Genomic DNA, 23,134 nt, shown 5'->3' with positions numbered 1-23,134 from the left:
TCACCGGAATTCATCGCATATGAAGATCGATGTCGTACGTCCCCGCGATCTCGGCGAGCCGGAATCATCGGCCTGGCGGTCGATGCGCCGGGCCTCGCCCCACCTCGCCAGCCCCTGGCTGGCACCCGAGTTCGCGCAGGCGGTCAGCGCGGTCCGCGACGACGCCAGAGTGGCCGTGATCTGGGAAGACACCGAAATTGCCGGCTTCCTGCCGTTCGAACCGTGCGGCCCCAGAGCGGGCCGGCCGCTGGCGGCGTGGATCACCCTGGCGCAGGGCGTGGTGCACCGTCCCGGAATCGAGTTGAACCGTGCCGATCTGCTGAAAGGCTGCGGATTGGACGTCTTCGAGTTCGAATACCTGGTCGGCGGGCAGCCATGGTTCGCGGCGGAGGAGAATCGGACAGCGATGCTGCTCGATCTCGAATCCGGATATGACGGATATATCAAGTTCTTTCGTGAGACGTCCCCGAAGTCGTACAAGACGATCATCTACAAAGAGCGCAAGTTGCAGCGGGACCTCGGCCCGCTGACCTACGAATACGCGTCAAATGATCATTTCGGCGCGCTGCTCCGCTGGAAGTCCGACCAATACCGCCGCATCGGCCGCGCCGACCGCACCACCGAACCGTGGGTGGCAGCGCTGATCGAACGGCTGCGTGACATTCAGACCCCCGAATTCAGCGCCCCGCTGTCGGTTCTGTCGGTGGGCGACCGCCCGGTCGCCGCGCATTTCGGCCTGGTCAGCGAGGGCGTCATGGCGGGCTGGTTCCCCGCTTACGATCCCGCGCTGGGCTCTTATTCGCCCGGTCTGATTCACCATTTACGCCTGGTCGAAGCCGCCGCCGCGCAGGGGCTGCGGCACATCGACACCGGGACCGCCGGCGACTACAAGCAGACCATCTGCAACGGCACCCTGCCCCTGGCGGAAGGCGCCGTCCGGCGGCCGGGGGCGGCCTCGGCCCTCCACTGGCTGCGCACCGCCCCGGCGGGGAAGATCAAGAAGACGATCATCGGCAACCCCCGCCTCTACGCCCTCGCCGACAAGGCGCTGAAGCTGCGGGGCCGCGTGTGAGAATCGACGTCCTGCGCCCTGCGGAGCTGACCGGGTCGCAGCTGACCGCGTGGCGGGCGCTGGAGCGCCAGGGCCGCCGCCCCAACCCGTTCCTGGCCCCCGAATACACCCAGGCCGTCGGTTCGGTCCGCGACGACGCCCGGGTGGCGGTGATCGACGGCGGCCGGGCCTTCTTCCCGTTCGAGAAACGGGGTGCGATCGGGCTGCCGATCGGCTCGGTGCTCTCCGACCTGCAGGGCATGGCGGCCGAACCCGGTCTGGAGGTCTCCCCGAGGGAGTTGCTGAGGGCCTGTGACCTCAAGGTCTGGGCCTTCGACCATCTCGACCCGGCCCAGTTCGTCCAGAGCCAGAAGGAGCTGCACCCGTCCCCGGTCATCGACCTGACCGGGGGCTACGACGTCTACGCGAAGGGCCTCTCCGAGCGCTCGAACAAGATCTACAAGTCGACCCTGAAGAAGGAGCGGCGGCTGGCCCGCGAGGTCGGCGAGATCAGGTTCGAGCTCGACTCCCCCGACCGCGAGGCCCTGCACACCCTGCAGAGATGGAAGTCGGCGCAGTACCGCCGCACCGGCCGCCCCGACCGCTTCGCCGAACCGTGGGTGGTCGCCGTCACCGAGCGCCTGCACGACATCAGGACCCCGGTCTTCACCGGCACGCTCGGCCTGCTCTACGCCGGGGACACCCTGATCGCGGGCAACTTCGGGGTCCGCACCGAAACGACGATCATCGCCTGGTTCCCCGTCTACGACCCGGCCTACGCGTTCTACTCCCCCGGCCTGATCCACCGCCTGCGGCTGTGCCGGGCCGTGGCCGAGGCGGGCGTGACGCTGATGGACCTCGGTCGCGGCGAGAAGGGCTACAAGGACAGCCTCAAGACGGGCGACCACCACGTGGCCGAGGGCCGCCTGTCGCGGCCCTCCCTGACCGCCACCCGCCACTGGCTGGTGCACGAGCCCCGGCGCCGCGCCGTGAACCTGGTGCTCTCCACCCCGGTCCTGTACGGCGCCGCCGACCGCGCGGCCACATGGCTCGCGGCCAGGCGCGGCACTACTCCTGAGTCTGCGGATTGAGCCCCGGCAGCTTCTTGGCCCCCGCTGTCGACGGGTCGGTGAGCTGGAGCACGTCGAGGCCCTGGGTGATGTCGCTGGAGTAGATGTAGCCGTTGTAGAAATAGGCCGACCACGATCCGCCGAGCGCCCCCGGTGCCAGCGGCTCGCGGTCGAACGAGGCGATCTCGCGGGCGTGGGCGGGGTCGGTGAAGTCCCAGACGGACACGCCGCCCTGATACCAGGCCTGGACCATCAGGTCGCGGCCCTCGACGGGGATGACGTTGCCGTTGTGCGCGACGCAGTTCTCCGTGCCGGTCTGCGCGCGCGGGATCTTGAACAGGCCGAGCGGGGTGAGCCGCCGGTCCTTGAGCTCGTACACGGCGTTCCCGCCCTTGTTCTTCGGCACCCCGGCCGCGCACATCGGGGTGGTGCCGCCGCCCAGTTCGTCGCTGAAGACGACCTTCGTGCCGTCGGGGGTGAACGCCGCCGAGTGCCAGATCGAGAAGTTCGCGCGGTCGGTGACCCGCTGGAGCACCTTGGGCGCGACCCGGTCGGTGATGTCGAGCAGCAGGCCGTCGCCGTAGCAGGCGGCCACCGCCAGGTTCTTCGACGGGAACGCGGTGATGTCGTGGCAGCCGCCGAACCGGCCCGGGTCGCGGTCGGTGAACAGCGTCGGGGTGGCGACGACCTTCGCGGCCGCGGGATCGGCGGCGGGCACCTCGATGATCGAGATGATCTCGTGCGGCTCCGGGCAGTTGGCGGTGTTCGGGATCGGTCCAGGCGAGGAGACGTAGACGTAGTGCACGCCGTCGCCCGGGATGAGCGTGTTCGTATGGGAACCGCACTGGGTGCGGACGGCGGTCACGTAGCGCGGATGCTCGACGTCGGAGATGTCGAAGATCCGCACGCCCTCGAACGAGGCCCCCTGGGAGGGGTCACCCGGACCGCTCGAACAGTCCGGGCCGGCGCGCGGCTCGTCGACCGACAGGAACAGCAGGTTGTTGTAGACCGAGACGTCGTTCTGCCCGGCGGGACAGAGCACCCGGGTCACGATCGACGGGTTCGCCGGGTCGCCGATGTCGTAGACGGTGAAACCGTCGTAGTTGCCGGCGAAGGCGTACTTCCCCTGGAAGGCCAGGTCGGTGCCGAAGGACTCGGGGGTGTCGAACGGGGCGCCGGGCGGCACGTTGGCGACGTGCCGCAAACCGGGCGTGATCGTGAACTCAGGCGCCGGGGTGATGTCCGGGGCGCTTTTTGGGGTCGCGGGAGGTGGTGGTGCGGTAGAGCAGCCCGCTATCAGGAGAAGTGCCACAAATAACCGCTTCATTACGGTGCAGCGTAATCATCGAAGAGCGATACCGAGCAGCGCATCGGCAAGATCCCGCATGAGTCCGGGCGCCTGCGGGTCGTCGCCCTCGGCGGCGGCCCAGGCGTCGATCGCGGCCAGCGCGCCGGGGGCGTCGAGGTTGTCGGCGATCCTGCCGCGGACTCGCTCCAGCAGCTCCAGGCCCGAAGGGCCGGTCTGCCGGGCGGCGGCCTCGCGCCAGCGGGCGAGGCGCTGGAGAGCGGTGGTCAGATCGCCGTCGGTCCACTCCCAATCGGACTGGTAGTGGTGGTCGAGCAGCGCCAGCCGGATCGCCATCGGGTCGGTGGTCTGCCGGAGCCTGGAGACGAACACCAGGTTGCCGCGCGACTTCGACATCTTCTCGCCGTCGAGGCCGACCATGCCGGCGTGGACGTAGGCCTTCGCGAACGGCCACTCGCCGGTCGCCACGTGGCCCTCGCAGGCGCCCATCTCGTGGTGCGGGAAGATGAGGTCGCTGCCGCCGCCGGAGACGTCGAAGCCGGGGCCGAGGTTCGCCAGGGCGATCGCGGTGCACTCGATGTGCCAGCCGGGGCGGCCGGGGCCGAACGACGACGGCCAGGAGGGCTCGCCGGGGCGCTCGGCCCGCCAGAGCAGCCAGTCGAGCGGGTCGCGCTTGCCCTCGCGGCCGGGGTCGCCGCCGCGCTCGCCGAACAGGGCGAGCATGGTCTCCTCGTCGTAGCCGGAGACCGAGCCGAACTTCGGCGCCGCGGTGCGGGCGAAGTAGACGTCGCGATCGACCAGATAGGTCGCCTCGCCCAGCCGCTCGATCAGCGCGGCCACCTGGTCGACGACCTCGGTGACGCCGACGTATTCGGCCGGGGGCAGGATGCGCAGGGCCGCCATGTCGGTGCGGAACAGCTCGATCTGGTCTTCGGCCAGTTCGCGCCAGTCCTGTCCGTCACGCTGGGCGCGCTCCAGCAGCGGGTCGTCGACGTCGGTCGCGTTCTGGGTGTAGTGCACCTCGTGGCCCGCGTCCCGCCAGGCGCGGTTCACCAGGTCGAACGCCAGATAGGTGTTGGCGTGGCCGAGGTGGGTCGCGTCGTAGGGGGTGATGCCGCAGACGTACATGCGCGCCACCGGGCCGGGCTCCGTGGTCCGGATCTCGCGGGCGGCGGTGTCGTAGAGGCGGAGCGGGTCACCTTGGCCCGGGAGGCTGGGAACGTTCGACGAAGACCACGATTGCATGGTGTGAGCCTATCCACGTGCCTCGCGCGGAATGTCCACGGGATGCCAGGTCCCGGGGTCGTCGGGGGCGGGGAGGAAGTCGTAGCGGACGCCCGGTTCCGACAGCGCGACGAGGCTGACCGACAGCGACATGAACAGGCGGCCGTCGCTCAGTTCGTGGCGGACCAGCAGGGCGGCCGGGTCTTCGTAGGGCAGGCCGTCGCCGGAGGCGAGGGTGAGCCAGTCGCCCCAGTAGCGCTCGGGGTTCCCCCCGCTCGGGCGGCCGGGCCGGGAGGCCTTGGCGAAGGCGGGCTGGAAGCGCGCCACCCGGGGGTTCTCGTCGGGGTCGGCCAGCCCGGCGTTGACGATGACGTAGGTGCCGGGGCGCAGCTTCTCCTCGGTCAGCTTGTCGCCCGTCCAGGTCCACAGGCGGACGCCGTCGAGCCCGGCGAGCACGAGGTGGAAGGGGTCGTAGCGGACCAGCTCGACCAGGGGCATCTCGCCGCCGGAGACGGCCAGCAGCGGCAGGTCGCCCCGGGTGGCGCGGTTGCGGGCCGTGGTCAGCAGACCTTGCCCGTTGAGCAGGGCCGCGCAGCGTCGCGCGGCGGGGTCGACGGCCAGCCAGGTGCCCCCGGCCAGGAGGTCACGGCCGCCGAGGACGCCTTGATATCGAGGCCAGTAAGCGCCCGGCGACATCCAGGGACGACCGACGAACTCGTCGCGGATCCCGGCGAGCAGGACCGGCGCCTCCGCATCGGGGTCGAAGCTCACGATGACCGTACACAATGCCCGTTCCCTCCACTATCGGTAGAGACTCATGCAGAGTGCCGGAAATATTGTGCTCCGTCCAGCTCAGTGAGGCTCCAGGGATGTTATATCGGGGGCCAGGGGATCGCGGGCCAGTCGCCCGAGGGGTAAGGGTGGATTCCGGTGTCCAGGAGTCTGCGTACCCGGTTCCAGGTCGCCTCCACCTCGGCAGAGGTGAGCAATTCTCGCAATCTTCGCCCGAGGCGGCCTCGCTCCAGTTCCTGGTCGAGATGGACCAGGACGGCGACCGCCTCACGGGAGAGCGGGCGGCCCTTCCACTGCCACAGGACGGTGCGGAGTTTGGTCTCGACGGAGAAGCAGACGCCGTGGTCGACGCCGTAGATGTGGTCGTCGGGGAGCGGCAGCAGGTGGCCGCCCTTGCGGTCGGCGTTGTTGATGACCGCGTCGAAGACCGACATGCGGCGCAGCGCGGGCTGGCGGCTGCGCATGACGGCCATGAGGTCGGCGTCGGGGTCGGCGTCGATCCAGAGCTGGACCATGCCGGGGCCGAACGGGCCGTCGCGGTAGACCGTGGGGGGGACCAGCCGCCAGCCGGTGGCCACGGCCACCTCGTAGGCGGCGACCTCACGGTTGGCGAGCGTGCCGTCGGGGAAGTCCCACAGGGGGCGCTCCCCTTTCACCGGTTTGTAGACGCAGGCCGCGACCTGGTCGCCTTGGCTGATCGTGCAGTAGAGGGTCATGTTGGTGGCCTCGACCAGGCGGCCGGCCACTTCCAGCCGCCCACCGCGCAGCAGGCGCATGGCCGCCGCGTCGTCGAGTCGTGTCCCCTCTTCCGCGTTCTCAGCGGTCATGCGGTGAGTCCCCCGGGGTGGTGTCCGTTGAGCCTGACGCAGATGTGACCCTCGGGATCGAGGGGTTGCCCGCACAGCGGGCAGGGCGGCCGGCCGGCCGACACGACGTCGAGCGCGCGGCGGCTGAAGGCGCGCGCGGCGGCGGCGCTGATGCGCACGCGCAGCACGGCGGGCTCGGGGCGGTCGGGATCGCCGAAGATCGGGTCTTCTTCCTCTTCGGCGGTGGCCTCCTGCGCCTCGATGATCACCTGTGCGGTGTCCGGGTCCCAGGCGAGGGCCATGGTGCCGACGCGGAAGTCTTCTTCGATGGGGGTGTCGAGCGGCCCCTCGTCGGAGTTGCCCACGACCGGAAGGGCCGGGACGGGTGCCTGGCCGCCGCTGCGGCGCAGCACCTCGTCGAGCAACTCATCGAGCCGGTCGGCCAGCACGGCGACCTGGAACTTCTCCAACGAGACCGTAGTGATGCGCCCCTGCGCCCTGGCCTGCAGGAAAAAGGTGCGTGCGCCCGGTTGCCCCACGGCACCGGCCACGAACCTCTCTGGCGGATCGTAGTCGAAGACCGGCATAGCCCCGACCTTACGTGGTCCCGGCTCCGCCGCCGACGGCGGCGTCGCTCCCGGTGATGTTTTCTCCCCCATCTTGGTGCTCCGGAGGTGGCTCCGGAAGCCCGAAATTTCGGGTGTCGTTAAGTCTGCGAAGAAAGGGGCGCATGGGGGTGTATTCGATGACTGTGACCGATCCCGGATCGACGTTGATCCGCTGGAACTGGTCGAGGTGCAGACCGAGAGCGTCGGCCACGATCGCCTTGATCACATCACCGTGGGAGCAGACCAGATAGGTCGCCCGCTCCCCCAGCCGGACGTTCCAGTCGCGCACCGCGGCGACCGCGCGGGCCGACACGGCGGCCAGCGACTCGCCGCCGGGGAAGACGGCCGCGCTGGGGTGGGACTGCACCACCCGCCACTCGGGCTCCTTGGCGAGGTCGCCGAGCTTCCTGCCGGTCCAGTCGCCGTAGTCGCACTCGGCGAATCGGTCGTCGATTTCGAGGTTTTCGGCGTTGAAAGGTTCGACGGTCTCGCGGCAGCGCTCCAGCGGGCTGGAGACGACCGCGTCGAGGGTCACGCCCGCCAGCCGCTCGGCGGCGTCGGCGGCCTGTTTGCGGCCCCGCTCGTCGAGGTGGACGCCCGGCGCGCGCCCGGCCAGGACCGGACCCGTCAGCGGGGTCAGCCCGTGGCGCAGCAGCAGGAGGGTCGTCATGCGGTGATGACTCCGAGTCCGAGGAGGGTCAGCAGCAGGGTGCCGGCGAAGACCCGGTAGATCACGAAGATGTTGACCGAGTTCTTCGCCACCCATTTCAGCAACCAGGCTATCGAGGCGTAGCCCACGACGAAGGAGACGACGGTCGCGACGATGGTCCCGACCAGGGGCGGGCCGCCGCCGTCGCCGACGTGGCGCATCTCGTAGATGCCCGACAGCACCACGGCCGGGATCGACAGCAGGAACGAGTAGCGGGCCGAGGCCTCGCGGGTGTAGCCGAGGAACATCGCGCCGGTCATCGTGGAGCCCGACCGGGACGCCCCGGGGATCAGCGGCAGCATCTGCCAGGCGCCGATGATGAGGCCGTCCTTCAAGCCCAGGTCCGACAGCTGTTTGGCCTTCTTGCCGTATTGCTCGGCGGCCAGCAGGATCAGGCCGAACACGATCAGCATGGCCGAGTTGAGCCACAGGTTCCGCGCCGGCCCCTCGATCGCGTCCGAGAACAGCAGGCCGGCGACCGAGATCGGGATCGTGCCGAGAATGATGTACCAGCCCATGCGGGCGTCGAGGTCTGCGCGCAGTTCCCTGTTCGTCAGGCTGCGCAGCCACACCCCGGTGATCCGCAGGATGTCGCGCCAGAAGAAGATCAGCACCGCCAGCATGGTGCCGAGCTGGATGACAGCGGTGAACGCGGCGCCGGGGTCGGCCCAGCCCGCCAGCTTCGGCACGATCAGAAGGTGCGCCGAGCTCGAGATCGGCAGGAACTCGGTCAGCCCCTGGACGATGCCGAGGATGACGGCCTCGAAGACGTTCACGGTCGGCCAGCTTAGAGCCTCGAACACGATACTCTGACTCGCAATGGATCAGCGATATGTCGGGCGCAGCGGCCTGTCCGTCTCGCGCATAGGCCTCGGCACGATGACCTGGGCCCGCGACACGTCGGCCGATGAGGCCTCCGCCCAGCTCATGACGTTCGCCGACGAGGGCGGCACGCTGATCGACACCGCCGACGTCTACGCCGGCGGCGACGCCGAACGGCTGATCGGCCGGTTGATCAAAGAGGTCGTCCCCAGGGAAGACCTGGTGATCGCCACCAAGGCCGTGCTCACCCCCGGCGGCAAGAACGGGTCCCGCCGTCACCTGATCCGCGCCCTCGACGCCTCGCTCGACCGCCTGGGCGTCGACGAGGTCGACTTATGGCAGCTGCACGCCTTCGATCCCGACGTACCGCTGGAGGAGACCCTCTCGGCCGTCGACATCGCGGTCTCGACCGGGCGCGCCGCCTACGCCGGGGTGTGCAACTACGCGGGCTGGCAGCTCGCGGCGGCCGGGACGCACCAGCGCTCGGCGCCGGGCCGGTCCCCCATCGTGGCCGCGCAGGTCGAATACTCCCTGGTGGCCCGCGAGGCGGAAGACGAGCTGATCCCCGCCGCCGGTCACGTCGGCGCGGGCGTGCTGGCCTGGTCGCCGCTCGGGCGGGGCGTGCTGACGGGCAAATACCGCACCGGCATCCCGGCCGACTCGCGCGCCGCGACGCCGCACTTCGCCGACTTCATCCAGCCCTATCTCGACGAGCGGTCCCGCCGCATCGTCGAGTCGTGCGTGACGGCGGCCGAGGGCCTGGGGGTGTCGCCGCTGGCGGTGGCGCTGGCCTGGGTCCGCGACCGGCCCGGCGTCGCCTCGGCGATCGTGGGCGCGCGCACCCACGCCCAGCTCCTGGGCGTGCTGCAGTCCGAGACGCTCGAGCTTCCGTGGGAGATCCGCGAGGCCCTGGACGACGTGTCGTCGTGACACGTCGTCCAGGGCCTCCCGGGTGATCGCCGCCTGCGGGTCAGGCGCAGGCGGAGCCGTTGACGGCGAAGTCACCGGGAGCGGGGTTCGCCCCGGTGTGCGTGCCGTTGAAGCCGATCCAGAGGGTCCGGCCGGGCGCGATGTCGCGGTTCCAGCTCATGCCGGTGACGGTCACCCGCTGCCCGCTCTGGGCCCAGTCCGCCGACCAGCCCTGGGTCACCTGCTGCCCGATCGCCGGGAAGGTGAACGTGAGCTCCCAGTCCTCGATCGGCTCGGCGCCGATGTTCTTCAGGGCGACGTTCGCGGTCATGCCGGTGCCCCAGGCGTGACTGGAGTAGGTGACCTCGCACGACGCCGATGACGCGCCGGCGGTGAAGATCGCCGGGGAGGAGGGATACCCCCAGCTTCCGTCGTAGTAGACGGGGCGGACCGTGACGGAGTACTCGGTGCCGGGGGTCAGGCCGGTCAGCGTCGCTGTGGTGCCGGGGACCGTGGTGAGCAACTGACCGCTCGAGATGACCTGGTAGGCCGTGATGGTCGGTCCGGAGGGCGCCGTCCACGTCAGGCGCGCGCTGGTGGGGCTCAGCACGACGGCGGTGGGGCGGGCCGGCGGCAGCTGGATGATGTCGTTGCTGATGGACACCTGGGTGACCGGCGAGCGGGCGCTGCGCACGCCGTACCGGTCGACGGCGACCACGTAGACCCCGTAGATCTTGGTGCCCACGGGGGTCGGAAGGTAGACCCGGCCCTCCGCGGGGGCGGGGACGCCCTGGAAGACCGCCCGGATGATCCCGTCGGCGCCGACGTCCATGTAAACCTCGTAACAGACGACGCCCTCGTCGTCCACGGAGGGCGTCCAGCGCAGGTAGGCACCGGCGAAGTCGGGCGAGCTGGCCACCGGCGCGCCGGGCGCGGTCGGCGCGGCGTTGCCGGGCGGTACCGAGGGGACCGGTCCGGTCCGGCAGGTCAGCGGACCGGTGCTGCCGGTCGGCGACGGAGACGGTGTCGACGTCGGCGCGGGTGCGAGCGCTGGAGCCGCCAGCAGACTGGCGGCCAGTAGCACGGCGGTGATCTGCATGGCCTCGATGGTCCGGATCGGCCGGGCGCGCCGTCAACGCGGGAGGGGCCGGTCCCGGTTAGGCGCCAGGTGACCCTTGAAAGGTTCAGCGAACCGAACGAGAGATGGTCTCGCGTATTACACCTGGATACCGAAGGGCGACGCAGCGCGAAATTCATCACGCGTTGGAGAGACACTGGACCGCGCCAACGGGAGCGGTGCGCCGGTGACTGGGGAGGGGCTCATGGGGATCGGACGGCGCGCGTCCAACCTCGGAGCCGGAGTCCTCGCCGTGGCCATCGGCGCCACCTTCCCCCTGCTCGCCGCCGAGGCCGCACGGGCCGCCGACTGCGCCGGGGGCGGTCTGCTCCCCGGGGTGACCGACACGCTGTGCAAGGTCGTCGACGGCGTGACCGACCTGGTAGACGACGTGACCGGCGACGGCCTCGACGACGTCACCGACACGGTCGACAAGGTGGTCGGCGGGGTCACCGGCAGCGACTCCACGAAGACCTCGACCCCCTCGCCCACCCCGGCCGCGCCGCAGAAGGAGCCGACCACCGGCCCGTCGGTCAGCGGCGCCGACGACGGGACGTCCGGCGGCACCTCGGTGTCGGCCTGCACGACCCGTTGCGCCCACAGCCCGGCGCCCACCCTCGACGCCGAACCGGTGCGGGTGAAACCGGCCACGCCTTCGCCTGCCGCCGAGCGGAAGCGGCGCAGGGAACGGCGGCCGGAACCCCGCCCGCAGTTCATCGATGACGGCCGGCCGATCGTGGTGGTGGCGGCCGAACCCACGCCCCGGCCGACCGAGCCCGCGGAAATCGAGCCCGTCCGGGTCGACGAGGTGGCGCCGCCGCTGCTGTGGCCGGGCCAGCTCATCCCCGAGCTCATGAGCGACGACATCCCCAAGACGCAGGTGCGGCCGAAGCAGACCTACGACCCCGTCGCGACGGGGCTGACGACGCTGCTGCTGGTGTCGGCGGTGCTGGCCGCGCGGGTCGCCTGGATCAAGCGGGCCAGGAAGGAAGAGCTCGAGGCGCTCTGCCCGGAGGCGTTGCCGCTCTCCGGGCTGCCGTCGGCGTCGCGACGGCGTCAGCGCATCGCGTAGGCGATCTCTGGGCGATCTCTAGGCGCCGATGGCGTGCACGCCGCCGTCGACGTGGACGATCTCGCCGGTGGTGGCCGGGAACCAGTCGCTCAGCAGGGCGACGCACGCCTTGGCGGCCGGCACGGTGTCACCCAGGTCCCAGCCGAGCGGGGCCTTGGCCGGCCAGGACTCCTCGAACTCCTTGAAGCCCGGGATGCTCTTGGCGGCCATCGTGCGCAGCGGCCCGGCGGCCACCAGGTTGGCCCTGATGCCGTGCTTGCCCAGGTCACGAGCCAGATAGCGGTTGGTCGCCTCGAGCCCGGCCTTGGCCACGCCCATCCAGTCGTAGACCGGCCAGGCCTTGGTGGCGTCGAAGTCGAGGCCGACGACCGAGCTGCCCTGCTTCATCAGCGGCAGGCAGGCCATCGCCAGCGACTTGTAGGAGAACGTGGAGATCTGGAAGGCCGTGGCGACGTCCTCCCACGACGTGTTGAGGAAGTTGCCGCCCAGGGCGGCCTGCGGGGCGAAGCCGATGGAGTGGACCACCCCGTCGATGCCGCCCATGTGCTCACCGACCCGCTCGGCCAGGCTGGCGAGCTGTTCGACGTTGCTGACGTCGAGCTCCAGCACCGGCGGCGGCTCGGGCAGCCGCTTGGCGATGCGCTCGACCAGGCTGAGGCGGCCGAACCCGGTGAGGACGATCTGGGCGCCCTCCTCCTGGGCCAGCCTGGCCACGTTGAAGGCGATCGAGGCGTCGGTCAGGACGCCGCTGACGAGGATGCGCTTGCCCTCGAGGATTCCCATGGTCAGTGTCCCATTCCCAAGCCGCCGTCGACGGGGATCACGGCCCCGGTGATGTAGGAGGCGTCTTCGCTCGCGAGGAAGCGGACGACGCGGGCGACCTCGTTGGGCTTCGCCTGGCGGCCCAGCGGGATCTGCTTCTGAATCGCGGCCTGCTGCTCTTCGGTGAGCTCGGCGGTCATGTCGGTCTCGACGAAGCCGGGGGCCACGATGTTGACGGTGATGCCGCGCGAGCCGAGCTCACGGGCCAGCGAGCGGCCGAAGCCGACCAGACCGGCCTTGGAGGCGGCGTAGTTGGCCTGCCCGGCGGAGCCGAGGAGGCCGACGACGGAGGAGACCAGGATGATGCGGCCGCGCTTGATGCGGAGCATCGGGCGCACGGCGCGCTTGGCGACCCGGTAGGCGCCGGTGAGGTTGGTGTTGATGACGTCGGTGAAGGTCTCTTCCTTCATCAGCGCCAGCAGGGTGTCTTTGGTGATGCCGGCGTTGGCCACGACGACCTCGACCGGGCCGTGCTCGGCCTCGGCCTTCTCGAAGGCGGCGTCGACCGACTCCTGGCTGGTGACGTCGCACTGGACGCCGAAGAGCCCGTCGGGGGCCTGGCCGGATCGGTGCGTGACGGCGACGAGGTCTCCGGCCGCCGAGAGTTCCCGGGCGATCGCGAGGCCGATGCCGCGGTTGCCGCCGGTGACGAGTACAGAACGAGGCATGTACCTGACGTTACTAGTTACTCGGCCGTAGTCCCTTGTCCGCCCGGCACAAGATCGCGGCTGCGGCGTGGTGGGTTAACTCCAGATCATCTCCTACACCGCGGACTAGGATCCCTTCATGCGTCAGATCGATCCCGACTTCCTCGCCCTGCCGCTGCGGCGGCTGGCCGACGCCGCACTCCAGCGGGCCCGCGAACTGGGCGCCGAGTTCGCCGCCTTCCGATTGGAACGGGTGCGCGCCGAGACGCTCCGCCTGTTCGACGCCCGTCTCGAGGGCTCCAGCGACGCCGACGACCTCGGTTTCGCCGTACGGGTGGTCAAGAACGGCACCTGGGGGTTCGCCGGCGGCATCACCCTCACGCCCGAGGCGGTGGCCGAGGTGGCGGCCCAGGCCGTTCTGGTGGCCGAGGTGAGCGCGCCGTTGAACCGCGAGCCCATCGAACTGGCCACAGAGCCGGTCCACGAGGGCGTGTGGGTCTCCTCCTACGACGTCGACCCGTTCGACGTGCCGCTGCGTGACAAGGTCGCGCTGCTCGGTGACTGGTCGTCGGGCCTGCTGGCCAAGGGGGTCGACCACGTGTCGGCCTCGTTGATGCAGGTCAAGGAGCAGAAGTTCTACGCCGACTCGGCCGGCACGGTGACCACTCAGCAGCGGGTCAGGGTCCACCCCGCCCTGACCGCCATGAAGACCGAGGGCTCCACCTTCGACGACATGCGTACCCTCGCGCCGCCGGTCGGCCGGGGCTACGAATACCTGACCGGCACCGGCTGGGACTTCCCGGCCGAACTGGCCGAGCTCCCCGACCTGCTGGCCGAGAAGCTGACCGCGCCCTCGGTGAAGGCGGGCACCTACGACCTGGTCGTCGACCCCTCGAACCTGTGGCTGACGATCCACGAGTCGATCGGCCACGCCACCGAGCTCGACCGGGCGCTGGGCTACGAGGCCGCGTACGCGGGCACCTCGTTCGCCACCTTCGACCAGCTGAACACCCTCACCTACGGCTCCCCGATCATGAACGTGACCGGCGACCGGACCGCCGACCACGGCCTGGCCTCGGTCGGCTGGGACGACGAGGGCGTGCAGGGCCAGCGGTTCGACATCGTGCGCGACGGGACCCTGGTCGGCTACCAGCTCGACCGGCGGATGGCCCTGATGAAGGGCCTGGGCCGCTCGAACGGCTGCGCCTTCGCCGACTCGCCGGGGCATCCCCCGATCCAGCGCATGGCCAACGTCTCGCTCCAGCCCGCCGAGAACGGCCCGTCGGCCGAGGAGCTCATCGCGGGCGTCGACGACGGGATCTACGTCCTGGGCGACAAGAGCTGGTCGATCGACATGCAGCGGTACAACTTCCAGTTCACCGGCCAGCGCTTCTACAAGATCGAGAACGGCCGGCTGGCCGGCCAGCTCCGCGACGTCGCCTACCAGGCGACCACCACCGACTTCTGGCGCTCGATGGACGCCGTCGGCGGCCCCGAGACCTATGTGCTCGGCGGCGCGTTCAACTGCGGCAAGGGCCAGCCCGGCCAGGTGGCCCCGGTCAGCCACGGCTGCCCGCCCGCCCGGTTCCGCGGTGTGAAGATCCTCAACACGGTCCAGGAGGGCGGCAAGTGACCCCGCAGGAAGTAGTCGAGCGCGCACTGGCGCTGCCGGGCGCCGACGACCGCGTCGTCATCGTCGACGAGGACACCAGCGCGAACCTGCGGTTCGCCGGGAACACCCTGACGACCAACGGCGTGGCCAGGGGCTCGCGGCTGACCGTGATCTCCATCGTGGGCGCGGGGACCGGCGTGGTCTCCCGCTCGGGCGTCACGCCCGACCAGATCGCCGGCGTCGTGGGCGCGGCCGACCAGGCGGCGCGCGACGCGCAGCCGTCGGAAGACGCCCGCCCCCTGGTCGCCGGAGACGTCGCCGCCGACTGGGACCGCCCGGCCGAGGAGACCTCGATCGCGGTCTTCCGCGACCTGGCCCCGGCGCTGGGCGAGGCGTTCGCGGCGGCCGAAGCGGGTGGCCGCAGGCTCTACGGCTTCGCCGAGCACCTGGTCAACTCGGTCTTCGTCGGCACCAGCACGGGCCTGCGCCGCCGCCACGACCAGCCGACCGGCCGCCTGGAACTGAACGCCAAGTCGCCCGACATGACCCGTTCGGCGTGGGTCGGCGCGGCCACCCGCGACTTCACCGACGTCGACATCGCCGCGCTCGACGCGACGCTGGCCCAGCGCCTCGAATGGGCCAAGCGGAAGATCGACCTGGCCCCGGGCCGCTACGAGACGCTGCTGCCCCCGGGCGCGGTGGCCGACCTGATGATCTATCTGTACTGGTCGTCGGGCGCCCGCGACGCCTTTGACGGCCGCACGGTCTTCGCCAAGCCGGGTGGCGGCACCCGCGTCGGCGAGGAGCTGGCCAAACTGCCGATCGACCTCTACAGCGACCCCGCGCGGGCGGGCGTGGAGTGCGGCGGTTTCACCGTCGCGCACACCTCCAGCCGCGAGCAGTCGGTCTTCGACAACGGTTTCACCCTGGGACAGACGAAGTGGATCGCCGAGGGCAAGCTGGCGAACCTCATCCAGAGCCGCCACTCGGCCGAGGTGACCGGCCTGCCCGAGACCCCCGCGATCGACAACCTGATCATGGAGGGCCCGGCGGGCGGGAAGTCGCTCGAGGAGATGATCGCGGCCACCGAGCGCGGCCTGCTGCTGACGTGCCTGTGGTACATCCGCGAGGTCGACCCGCAGACGCTCCTGCTCACCGGCCTGACGCGCGACGGCGTCTACCTGGTCGAGAACGGCGAGGTGACGGGCGAGGTGAACAACTTCCGCTTCAACGAGTCGCCGGTCGACCTGCTCGGCCGGATCACCGAGGTCGGGGCGGCGTCGCAGACACTGCCGCGCGAGTGGAACGACTACTTCACCCGGACGATCATGCCGCCGCTGCGCGTGCCCGACTTCAACATGTCGACCGTGAGCCAGGCCAACTGATCTGACACGCTTGTCAAGAGGCGGTCTCGCGTTTGCGCGGGACCGCCTCTTCTGTTATTCGGAGTCTTCCAGCCGGAAGCCGACCTTCATGCCCACCTGGAAGTGGGCGACCTCGCCGTCCTGGATGTGGCCGCGGACCTCCGTCACCTCGAACCAGTCGAGATGCCGCAGCGTCTGCGACGCACGCTTGATCCCGTTGCGTATGGCCTGGTCGACGGACTCCTCCGACGTTCCCACGATCTCGGTCACCCGGTACGTGCGGTCAGACATCGTGCCTCCCTGTCGTCGGGAAACGATCATAACCTGCTGCCCGGGAGACCTCCGGAGGCCGGGACTAGGGTGAAGGTGTGAAGCTGTTTCATCGGCGGAAGACGACCGTTCACCAGGTGACCGACGCGCAGCCGTCCCTGTCGGCCGACATCCGCAAACGCGAGATCAGCTACGTGATCAAGATGTCGATCCGCGTCGTCTGCCTCATCCTCGCCGTGACGGTGCCGGCGCCGGTGTGGGTGAGGGCGCTCCTGATCGGCGGTGCGGTGCTTTTGCCGTACCTTGCCGTGATCGGGGCCAACGAACGAGGAAAGGACCTTCCTCCACCTCAGGACATGGATGGGGCTAACCAAAACGAGATACCACGGCATCGACGCGAGATCGGGTCGTGACTAAGTCTTGACGCATCCTAAGGGTGGTAGGTGTACAGTTTAGCCAAGCGCTCTGGTCCCCCGTCGGAGCGCTGGTGCCGGCGTTCCGGGCCCCCGTCGGAACGCCGATGAAGCGACGCCGGGTGGTTTGCCCCCGTAACCACCCGGCGTCGCCCCAATTCCAGACCTTTTCAGGCGCCTTTACTGCCGCCGTCCCGGCTGAGCAATTTTTCGCTCGCCGTGTAGGTCAGGAGATCTTCCACAGCCGCACCGTCTCATCGGCGCTGCCGACGGCCAGCAGGTTCCCGTCAGGGCTGAACGCCACCGAGTTGACGTCGTCTCCGGCGCCGGTCAGGACGTCCGCCAGGGTGCCGGCGGCCAGGTCCCACAGTCGCACCGTCCGGTCCATGCCGCCGGTGGCCAGCAGCGTCCCGTCGGGGCTGAACGCCACCGCGAGAATCGCGTCCGTATGTCCGTTGAGAGTGGCGGACACGGTGCGGCCGGGTACGTCCCACAGCTGCACCGACAGATCGGCGCCACCACCGGCCAGCAGGGTGCCGTCCCGGGTGAACGCCAGCGAGGTGACCCAGCCCGTGTGACCGGTGAGGGTGGTCACGAGGGCACGGCGGGCCACGTCCCAGAGCCGCACCGTCCTGTCGTAACCGCCGGTGGCGAGCAGGGTCCCGTCGTGGTTGAACGCCAGGGCCGCGACCCAGTCGTCGTGGTCGAGATGATCGACGGCTACCGGACGGGAGTGGTCGGTCACATCCCACAGCCGGACGTTCTCCTCGCCTCCGCCGCCGGTGGCCAGCAGGGCCCCTTCGGGATGGAACGCCACCGCGAACACCCCCTGCTGATGCGCGGTGACGTCGGCGACCTTGACCACCTGGATCGGAACCGTCGTGGCCGAGGGGGTCTCGGCGGGTGTCCCCGATGCGGCGCCGAACGCGCGGGAGATCGCGACGGCCACGATCGTGCCGCCCAACCCCAGTCCGGCGGCCAGCAGGGCCCGGCGGGGCAAGGCGCTCGGGGTCTTGGACTCGCGTGTGGTGAGGGGTGGGTGGCGATCGGTGTCAGATCGGACCAGGCCCGCGAGGACATCGGTGACGGCGGGCCGGTCGGCGGGGTTCTTGGCCAGGCAGGCGGCGACGAGGTCGCGGAGGCCGTGGGTGGCGGGCACCCCGCTCAGGTCGGGATCCTCGCTGGTGACGCGCCGCACGATGGCCGGCAGGGACCCGGCGTGGAAGGGCCCCTGCCCGGTGGCGGCGAAGCCCAGGACACAGCCGAGCGCGAAGACGTCGGCGGCGGAGGTCGCCGGGTGGCCGTTGATCTGCTCGGGAGACATGTAGGCGCAGGTGCCGACGAGCGCCCCGGCCTCGGTGAGGGTGCTGGCCTCCAGCGGGCGGGCGATGCCGAAATCGATGATGCGGGGCCCGTCGCCGGCGCAGATCACGTTGCCGGGCTTGAGGTCGCGGTGGACCAGGCCGCAGTCGTGGATCGCGGCGAGTCCCTCGGCCAGCCCGGCGGCCAGTGCGGCCACCCCGTCCGCGGGAAGGGGACCGCGCTCGGAGATCAGGGCCTGGAGGGACGGACCGGGAATGTGGGCGGTGACCATCCACGGCCGGTCGGCGTCGGGGTCGGCGGCGACCACCTGTGCGGTGTAGTGCCCGCCCACCCGGCGGGCGGCGTCGATCTCACGGGCGAAGCGGGCGCGGTATTCGGGCTTGCCGGCGTGGTGGCGGTGGATGCGCTTGACCACGACGACCCGGCCGCCCGGGGACCGGGCGAGGAACACCTCGCCCATGCCGCCCGCGCCAAGACGGCCCTCCAGCCGGTAGGGGCCGATCCGGTCGGGATCGTCGGGCAGCAGAGCGTCCATCGTGTTTTCTCGCAGCAGCTCGGAAACATTCCGGGGGCCTGGCTCGCGCCCACCCAGGCATCCTTGCAAGAAATCCCGGAAAGATCAGCGCGCTTACCTCATTCGCGAGTCCACTCGGCCGCCTTGGCCGAGATGATCGCCGCCGCGTCGGGCGGCGCCGTCCCCGCGCCCTGGGCGAGCCCGAGCAGATAGGCCGTCAGCGGCGCGGCGGGCCGGGCCACCCCGTGGGCGACGTCCTTGGTCAGATCGAGCACCATGTCCCGATCGACAGTGGCCGGGTCGATCCCCAGCTCACGACAGACCAGTGCGGTCCATTCCTCCAGCACGTTCACGAGCGGCCTCCAGATCAGCAGGAATGTCACCGTCCACCCCGAAGGGCGACCACCCATCGTAACGATCAACAGCCGCCACGGGCCGACCCGCTCAGCCGCCGATCGCGCTCATGGGGCGGGCGGGCTGGAGGAACTCGGGGTTGTCGATGCCGTGGCCCGGCTTCTTGCGGGCGATGGACGCCAGCCAGCGGGCCGCCAGGTCGTCGTCGGAGACGCCCGCGCGCATGGCGGTGCGGAGGTCGGACTCCTCGGTGGCGAACAGGCAGTTGCGGATCTGGCCGTCGGCGGTGAGGCGGACCCGGTCGCAGGCGCCGCAGAACGGCCTGGTGACCGAGCCGATCACACCGACCGTGTCGGGGCCCCCGTCGACCAGGAACAGCTCCGCCGGGGCGCTGCCGCGGTCGCGCGGGTCGGCGTCGGCCAGCTTGAACTCCTGGCCGAGCATGGCGAGGATCTCGTCGGCGGTGATCATGTTCTGGCGGCTCCAGCCGTGCTGGGCGTCCAGGGGCATCTGCTCGATGAATCTGAGCTGGTAGCCGCGCTCCAGGCAGTAGCGCAGCAGGTCGGCGGCCTCGTGGTCGTTCACGTCGCGCATCAGCACCGCGTTGACTTTCACCGGGCGCAGGCCCGACGCGTCGGCGGCCTCCAGCCCCGCGAGCACGTCGGGGAGGCGGTCGCGGTGGGCGAGTTTCTTGAACGTCTCGCGGTCGACGGTGTCGAGGGAGACGTTCACGCGGTGCAGGCCCGCCTCCGCCAGCGGCCCGGCCAGGCGGGCCAGGCCGATGCCGTTGGTGGTCAGGGAGATCTCGGCGCCCAGAGCCGAGGTGCGGGAGACGATCTCGACCAGTTCGCGCCGGAGCAGCGGCTCTCCGCCGGTGTAGCGGACCTCGGTGATGCCCAGGTCACGTACGCCGATGGTGACCAGGCGGACGATCTCGTCAGCCGTCAGCAAATCGGGTTTGGGCAGCCAGTCGAGACCCTCCGGTGGCATGCAGTAGGTGCACCGCAGGTTGCAGCGGTCGGTCAGCGAGACCCTCAGGTCCGTCGCGACGCGCCCGTGTGAATCGACCAGCACGTAACACCGACCTCCAATCAGGAATGCCACCTTAGACGAGTACAACCGATCGCCATCAAGTCGGATTCCTGCCCGGGAAAACCATTGGGAACGCTTAACCCCGGTTCGGCACACTGGTCGCACCGAAACAGGAGATCATCATGCCGAAGGAAGTCGCCCACAACCTGCTGTCCTGGGCCAGCGAGATCGACCCCGGAACGATCGAGCAGGCGGCCAGGACCGCGCGCCTGCGGTTCGTGTCCGGACACGTCGCGCTCATGCCCGATGCGCACATCGGGATCGGTGCGACCGTCGGCTCCGTCATCCCCACCGAGGGTGCGATCATCCCGGCCGCCGTCGGGGTCGACATCGGCTGCGGGATGATCGCGACCGAGACCGACCTCACCGCCCGTGACCTGCCGGACAACCTCGACGCGCTGATGCCGCTGGTCGAGCGGCGGATCCCGGCCGGCGTGGGCCGGGGGCACGACGACCGGGCCGTCGACCGGGCGCTGGAGGCGATCGGGCGGCCGTACACGGAACTGACCCCGAAGCAGGACAAGACGGTGGCGGTTCAGTTCGGCACCCTCGGGTCGGGCAACCACTTCGTGGAGGTCTGCCTCGACGAGCGTGACCGGGTGTGGACGGTCCTCCACTCCGGTTCGCGTGGAATCGGGAACCAGCTCGCGACCCGCCACATCGCCGACGCGAAGAAGGCGATGAAGCAGGCGGCGATCGGGCTGGAGGACCCCGACCTGGCCTACTTCACCCAGGGGACGCCCGAGTTCACCGCCTACATCGACGACATGCTGTGGTCGCAGGCCTACGCGATGGCCTCGCGGGCGCGGATGGACGCGGTCCTGTCGAACGCGCTGTTCTCGGTGGTCGGCAAGGGCCGCCGGGTCCGGACGATCAACTGCCACCACAACTTCACCCAGCGCGAGACGCACCAGGGCAAGAACCTGTGGATCACCCGTAAGGGCGCCATCAAGGCCGACACCGGCGACGAGGGCGTCATCCCGGGCTCGATGGGGACCCAGTCCTACATCGTGCGCGGGAAGGGCAACGCCGACTCCTACCACTCGTGCTCGCACGGGGCGGGCCGGCGGATGTCGCGCGGCCAGGCGAAGCGGACCCTGACGGCGTCGTCGCTGAAGAAGGCGATGGAAGGCCGGACCTGGAACGCCGACCGGGCCTCGTCCCTGGTCGACGAGCACCCGGAGGCCTACAAGTCGATCGACCGGGTCATGGCCGACCAGACCGACCTGGTGACCGTGCAGCACACGCTGCGGCAGATCTTCAACTACAAGGGCTGACCCCCGCCGGATGGTCCTCCGGGACCGTCCGGCGGTCAGCCGGTCCCGCGCACGAGCAGGAGCACGACGGCCAGTGCGGCGACGGCGATGGCGCTCAGGAGCGGGGCGTCGGGGCGGCGCACATAGCGGGGAGCCAGTGCGAGCCCGAACGCCACGACGACGGCGGGCCACCAGAGCACGGCGACGGCGGCGACCAGGAAGACGGCGGTGAGCACCCGGGTCCGGCGGGGGCCGAGGCGCTGGGGCAGGCCGTGCACCCCCGTTTTCAGGTCGCCGTCGATGTCGGGGAGCACGTTGGCCAGGTGGGCGCCGACCCCGAGTAGCGCGCCGGCGAGGACCGACCACCAGGCGGGCCACGGTTCGCCGGGCAGGCCGAGCGACACGAACGCCGGGAACTGCCCGAACCCGATCACATAGGGCACCCAGGAGAGGACCGTGGCCTTCAGGCCCAGGTTGTACGACCACGCCGCGGCCACCCCGAGCAGATGGAACCCGCCGGCCGCGAGCCCGCTCAACAGCGACAACGGCACACAAGCGGCCAAGGCCAGCCCGGCGCCCACCCATAAAGCTCTTGTCGTGATAAGTCCGGAAACAGCCGGTTTTTCGGTACGCCCCAGGGCCCGATCCCGCCCCGCGTCCACGGCGTCGTTGCTCCAGCCGACCGACAACTGACCGGTCAGCACGGCGGCCGCCACGAATAAGCACCCGACCAGATTCTGGCCGGATCCCACCGCGAGCGCCGTCACGAGAGCGGTGACCGCGAGCGTCGGACCGGGGTGACACGCCCGCAGCAGACCGAGAAGCACAGAGGTTGGAGTTCCCATCGGGGCGCACATGAACCCGTGAGGGGTGGGCAGAGATCGGAAGGGGTAACTTCTGCCGATCTGGGAGTGCGATGTCACGAATCGCCGCTGTTCAGGGTGTCCTGCCGCCGAACCGCTACGCGCAGGCCGAGATCACCGAGGCGATCGCCCGGCTGGGCTTCCTCGACGCCACCGAGCGCCGGGTTCTCGAACGACTCCACCAGCACGCCAAAGTCGACTTCCGACATCTCGTACTGCCCCTCGACGACTACGCCAAACTCGACGGTTTCGGGGCCTCCAACGACGTGTTCGTGGCGGCGGCGGTCGAGCTGGGCTCCCAGGCGGTGGCCGAGGCCCTGGACGCGGCCGGACTGACCCCCCGCGACGTCGACATGATCCTGTTCACCACGGTGACCGGCATAGCGGCGCCCTCGATCGAGAGCCGCGTCGCGTCCCGGCTGGGCATGCGGCCCGACGTGAAACGCCTGCCGATCTTCGGACTGGGCTGCGTGGGCGGCGCGGCCGGGGTCGCGCGGGTGCACGACTACCTGTCCGACAAGTCGGCCCAGGTCGCGGTGCTGCTGTCGGTGGAGTTCTGCTCCCTGACCATCCAGCGCGACGACCGCTCGATCGCCAACCTGGTCGCCGGCGGCCTGTTCGGCGACGGCGCGACCGCGGTGGTGGCCACCACGACCGAGGGCCCCGGCCCCCGCGTGATCGACTCGCGCTCTCACCTCTACCCCGACTCCGAGCAGGTCATGGGCTGGGACATCACCAGCAACGGCTTCCGGGTGGTCCTGGACGCCAACGTCCCCTCCGTCGTCCGGACCTATCTGGCCGACGACGTCGACGGCTTCCTGGGTGATCACGGTCTGACCAGGAAAGACATCACCGCGTGGGTCTGCCACCCCGGCGGGCCGCGCGTCCTGGAAGCGGTCATCGAGGCTCTGGACCTGCCTCCCGACGCCCTCGACGTGACGTGGCGGTCCCTGGCCGAGGTGGGGAACCTGTCGTCGTCGTCGGTGCTGCGGGTGCTGGCGGACACGATGGCGCTCGACCCGCCGAAGGGGACGCCTGGCCTGATGATCGCGATGGGACCGGGGTTCTGCTCGGAACTCGTCCTGCTGGAGTGGTGATGGGCGGGAACTCCGCGAAGA

General features: G+C 70.2%; 24 protein-coding genes. 9 read left to right on the top strand and 15 right to left on the bottom strand.

Annotated elements, in window-relative coordinates:
- The first annotated feature begins 19 nt into the window (after positions 1–19).
- A complete protein-coding gene (locus AW272_RS21865; RefSeq protein WP_066368273.1) occupies positions 20–1,072 on the top strand; it encodes a GNAT family N-acetyltransferase in 1,053 nt (350 codons plus the stop codon).
- Positions 1,069–2,142 (top strand): GNAT family N-acetyltransferase, encoded by a 1,074-nt coding sequence (locus AW272_RS21860; RefSeq protein WP_066368271.1) that lies wholly within the window; start codon positions 1,069–1,071, stop codon positions 2,140–2,142. Before AW272_RS21865 ends, AW272_RS21860 begins: the two co-directional genes overlap by 4 nt.
- On the opposite strand, the gene AW272_RS21855 is transcribed toward AW272_RS21860, so the two are convergent.
- The 7 genes from AW272_RS21855 to AW272_RS21825 form a co-directional block, all read right to left on the bottom strand.
- The gene (locus AW272_RS21855; RefSeq protein ID WP_245657667.1) at positions 2,120–3,325 is read right to left on the bottom strand and encodes an LVIVD repeat-containing protein; all 1,206 of its coding nucleotides are present in this window, start codon (positions 3,323–3,325) and stop codon (positions 2,120–2,122) included. The genes AW272_RS21860 and AW272_RS21855 overlap by 23 nt on opposite strands.
- Before the next feature lie 138 nt (positions 3,326–3,463).
- Complete coding sequence (gene mshC / locus AW272_RS21850; protein WP_066368267.1) at positions 3,464–4,672, bottom strand: cysteine--1-D-myo-inosityl 2-amino-2-deoxy-alpha-D-glucopyranoside ligase; 1,209 nt, start codon at positions 4,670–4,672, stop codon at positions 3,464–3,466.
- Between the two features lie 9 nt (positions 4,673–4,681).
- Positions 4,682–5,422, bottom strand: coding sequence for an NRDE family protein (locus tag AW272_RS21845; RefSeq protein ID WP_245657666.1), 741 nt, complete (start codon positions 5,420–5,422; stop codon positions 4,682–4,684).
- A 101-nt stretch (positions 5,423–5,523) separates the two neighbouring features.
- On the bottom strand, positions 5,524–6,270 hold the full coding sequence (locus tag AW272_RS21840; protein ID WP_066368263.1) for an SCO1664 family protein: 747 nt from the start codon (positions 6,268–6,270) through the stop codon (positions 5,524–5,526).
- On the bottom strand, positions 6,267–6,836 hold the full coding sequence (locus AW272_RS21835) for a DUF3090 domain-containing protein (protein ID WP_066368260.1): 570 nt from the start codon (positions 6,834–6,836) through the stop codon (positions 6,267–6,269). The genes AW272_RS21840 and AW272_RS21835 overlap by 4 nt, the downstream gene beginning before the upstream one ends.
- A gap of 10 nt (positions 6,837–6,846) precedes the next feature.
- Entirely contained in the window at positions 6,847–7,527 is a 681-nt protein-coding gene (locus AW272_RS21830; RefSeq protein WP_066368257.1) for an MSMEG_4193 family putative phosphomutase, read from the bottom strand.
- Positions 7,524–8,342 (bottom strand): undecaprenyl-diphosphate phosphatase, encoded by an 819-nt coding sequence (locus tag AW272_RS21825; protein WP_174551847.1) that lies wholly within the window; start codon positions 8,340–8,342, stop codon positions 7,524–7,526. Before AW272_RS21825 ends, AW272_RS21830 begins: the two co-directional genes overlap by 4 nt.
- A 43-nt stretch (positions 8,343–8,385) precedes the next feature.
- On the opposite strand from AW272_RS21825, the gene AW272_RS21820 reads away from it, so the two are divergent.
- Positions 8,386–9,318 (top strand): aldo/keto reductase, encoded by a 933-nt coding sequence (locus tag AW272_RS21820; protein WP_066368239.1) that lies wholly within the window; start codon positions 8,386–8,388, stop codon positions 9,316–9,318.
- Between the two features lie 40 nt (positions 9,319–9,358).
- Here AW272_RS21820 and AW272_RS21815 read toward each other — a convergent pair whose 3' ends face one another.
- Positions 9,359–10,396 carry a cellulose binding domain-containing protein gene (locus tag AW272_RS21815; protein ID WP_066368237.1) on the bottom strand — a complete coding sequence of 346 codons (1,038 nt, stop codon included), beginning with the start codon at positions 10,394–10,396 and terminating at the stop codon, positions 9,359–9,361.
- A gap of 223 nt (positions 10,397–10,619) precedes the next feature.
- Here AW272_RS21815 and AW272_RS21810 point away from each other — a divergent pair, with 223 nt between their 5' ends.
- Positions 10,620–11,486 carry a hypothetical protein gene (locus AW272_RS21810; protein WP_066368235.1) on the top strand — a complete coding sequence of 289 codons (867 nt, stop codon included), beginning with the start codon at positions 10,620–10,622 and terminating at the stop codon, positions 11,484–11,486.
- Positions 11,487–11,504: 18 nt separating this feature from the next.
- Here AW272_RS21810 and fabI read toward each other — a convergent pair whose 3' ends face one another.
- Positions 11,505–12,269: an enoyl-ACP reductase FabI gene (gene fabI, locus AW272_RS21805; protein WP_066368233.1), complete on the bottom strand. Its 765-nt coding sequence runs from the start codon at positions 12,267–12,269 to the stop codon at positions 11,505–11,507.
- A gap of 2 nt (positions 12,270–12,271) precedes the next feature.
- Positions 12,272–12,976: a beta-ketoacyl-ACP reductase gene (gene fabG, locus AW272_RS21800; RefSeq protein ID WP_066368232.1), complete on the bottom strand. Its 705-nt coding sequence runs from the start codon at positions 12,974–12,976 to the stop codon at positions 12,272–12,274.
- A gap of 118 nt (positions 12,977–13,094) precedes the next feature.
- On the opposite strand from fabG, the gene AW272_RS21795 reads away from it, so the two are divergent.
- Positions 13,095–14,588 (top strand): TldD/PmbA family protein, encoded by a 1,494-nt coding sequence (locus AW272_RS21795; protein ID WP_066368222.1) that lies wholly within the window; start codon positions 13,095–13,097, stop codon positions 14,586–14,588.
- Entirely contained in the window at positions 14,585–15,952 is a 1,368-nt protein-coding gene (locus tag AW272_RS21790) for a metallopeptidase TldD-related protein (protein ID WP_066368220.1), read from the top strand. The genes AW272_RS21795 and AW272_RS21790 overlap by 4 nt, the downstream gene beginning before the upstream one ends.
- A 54-nt stretch (positions 15,953–16,006) precedes the next feature.
- On the opposite strand, the gene AW272_RS21785 is transcribed toward AW272_RS21790, so the two are convergent.
- Entirely contained in the window at positions 16,007–16,222 is a 216-nt protein-coding gene (locus tag AW272_RS21785) for a dodecin (RefSeq protein ID WP_066368218.1), read from the bottom strand.
- A gap of 77 nt (positions 16,223–16,299) precedes the next feature.
- On the opposite strand from AW272_RS21785, the gene AW272_RS21780 reads away from it, so the two are divergent.
- Positions 16,300–16,614 carry a DUF3099 domain-containing protein gene (locus tag AW272_RS21780; protein ID WP_066368214.1) on the top strand — a complete coding sequence of 105 codons (315 nt, stop codon included), beginning with the start codon at positions 16,300–16,302 and terminating at the stop codon, positions 16,612–16,614.
- Between the two features lie 226 nt (positions 16,615–16,840).
- Here the strand turns inward: AW272_RS21780 and AW272_RS21775 are convergent, their stop codons facing one another.
- The 3 genes from AW272_RS21775 to moaA all read right to left on the bottom strand — a co-directional run bounded on the left by AW272_RS21775 (position 16,841) and on the right by moaA (position 19,879).
- Positions 16,841–18,472: a WD40 repeat domain-containing serine/threonine protein kinase gene (locus AW272_RS21775; protein WP_066368209.1), complete on the bottom strand. Its 1,632-nt coding sequence runs from the start codon at positions 18,470–18,472 to the stop codon at positions 16,841–16,843.
- Positions 18,473–18,570: 98 nt separating this feature from the next.
- Positions 18,571–18,834 carry a DUF6457 domain-containing protein gene (locus AW272_RS21770; RefSeq protein WP_245657665.1) on the bottom strand — a complete coding sequence of 88 codons (264 nt, stop codon included), beginning with the start codon at positions 18,832–18,834 and terminating at the stop codon, positions 18,571–18,573.
- Between the two features lie 61 nt (positions 18,835–18,895).
- A complete protein-coding gene (moaA, locus tag AW272_RS21765) occupies positions 18,896–19,879 on the bottom strand; it encodes a GTP 3',8-cyclase MoaA (protein WP_066368207.1) in 984 nt (327 codons plus the stop codon).
- A gap of 140 nt (positions 19,880–20,019) precedes the next feature.
- Here moaA and AW272_RS21760 point away from each other — a divergent pair, with 140 nt between their 5' ends.
- Entirely contained in the window at positions 20,020–21,174 is a 1,155-nt protein-coding gene (locus tag AW272_RS21760) for an RtcB family protein (RefSeq protein WP_066368206.1), read from the top strand.
- A gap of 35 nt (positions 21,175–21,209) precedes the next feature.
- Here the strand turns inward: AW272_RS21760 and AW272_RS21755 are convergent, their stop codons facing one another.
- The gene (locus AW272_RS21755; RefSeq protein ID WP_245657664.1) at positions 21,210–21,980 is read right to left on the bottom strand and encodes a UbiA family prenyltransferase; all 771 of its coding nucleotides are present in this window, start codon (positions 21,978–21,980) and stop codon (positions 21,210–21,212) included.
- An 89-nt stretch (positions 21,981–22,069) separates the two neighbouring features.
- Here AW272_RS21755 and AW272_RS21750 point away from each other — a divergent pair, with 89 nt between their 5' ends.
- Positions 22,070–23,113 carry a type III polyketide synthase gene (locus AW272_RS21750; protein WP_066368205.1) on the top strand — a complete coding sequence of 348 codons (1,044 nt, stop codon included), beginning with the start codon at positions 22,070–22,072 and terminating at the stop codon, positions 23,111–23,113.
- The last annotated feature ends 21 nt before the right edge of the window (positions 23,114–23,134 follow it).

This window comes from Herbidospora mongoliensis (assembly GCF_001570545.1).
Taxonomy (GTDB): domain Bacteria; phylum Actinomycetota; class Actinomycetes; order Streptosporangiales; family Streptosporangiaceae; genus Herbidospora; species Herbidospora mongoliensis.
Note: the sequence above shows the minus strand (reverse complement) of the source record. Positions and strands in the feature narration are given on the sequence as shown.

Bases quoted from the DNA above. Each gene is read 5' to 3' on its own strand.
- AW272_RS21820 (WP_066368239.1), top strand. From the start codon at position 8,386: ATGGATCAGCGATATGTCGGGCGCAGCGGCCTGTCCGTCTCGCGCATA.
- AW272_RS21750 (WP_066368205.1), top strand. From the start codon at position 22,070: ATGTCACGAATCGCCGCTGTTCAGGGTGTCCTGCCGCCGAACCGCTAC.
- AW272_RS21795 (WP_066368222.1), top strand. From the start codon at position 13,095: ATGCGTCAGATCGATCCCGACTTCCTCGCCCTGCCGCTGCGGCGGCTG.
- AW272_RS21865 (WP_066368273.1), top strand. From the start codon at position 20: ATGAAGATCGATGTCGTACGTCCCCGCGATCTCGGCGAGCCGGAATCA.
- mshC (WP_066368267.1), bottom strand. From the start codon at position 4,672: ATGCAATCGTGGTCTTCGTCGAACGTTCCCAGCCTCCCGGGCCAAGGT.
- AW272_RS21835 (WP_066368260.1), bottom strand. From the start codon at position 6,836: ATGCCGGTCTTCGACTACGATCCGCCAGAGAGGTTCGTGGCCGGTGCC.
- fabI (WP_066368233.1), bottom strand. From the start codon at position 12,269: ATGGGAATCCTCGAGGGCAAGCGCATCCTCGTCAGCGGCGTCCTGACC.
- AW272_RS21830 (WP_066368257.1), bottom strand. From the start codon at position 7,527: ATGACGACCCTCCTGCTGCTGCGCCACGGGCTGACCCCGCTGACGGGT.
- AW272_RS21785 (WP_066368218.1), bottom strand. From the start codon at position 16,222: ATGTCTGACCGCACGTACCGGGTGACCGAGATCGTGGGAACGTCGGAG.
- AW272_RS21840 (WP_066368263.1), bottom strand. From the start codon at position 6,270: ATGACCGCTGAGAACGCGGAAGAGGGGACACGACTCGACGACGCGGCG.
- AW272_RS21815 (WP_066368237.1), bottom strand. From the start codon at position 10,396: ATGCAGATCACCGCCGTGCTACTGGCCGCCAGTCTGCTGGCGGCTCCA.
- AW272_RS21760 (WP_066368206.1), top strand. From the start codon at position 20,020: ATGCCGAAGGAAGTCGCCCACAACCTGCTGTCCTGGGCCAGCGAGATC.
- AW272_RS21775 (WP_066368209.1), bottom strand. From the start codon at position 18,472: ATGGACGCTCTGCTGCCCGACGATCCCGACCGGATCGGCCCCTACCGG.
- fabG (WP_066368232.1), bottom strand. From the start codon at position 12,976: ATGCCTCGTTCTGTACTCGTCACCGGCGGCAACCGCGGCATCGGCCTC.
- AW272_RS21810 (WP_066368235.1), top strand. From the start codon at position 10,620: ATGGGGATCGGACGGCGCGCGTCCAACCTCGGAGCCGGAGTCCTCGCC.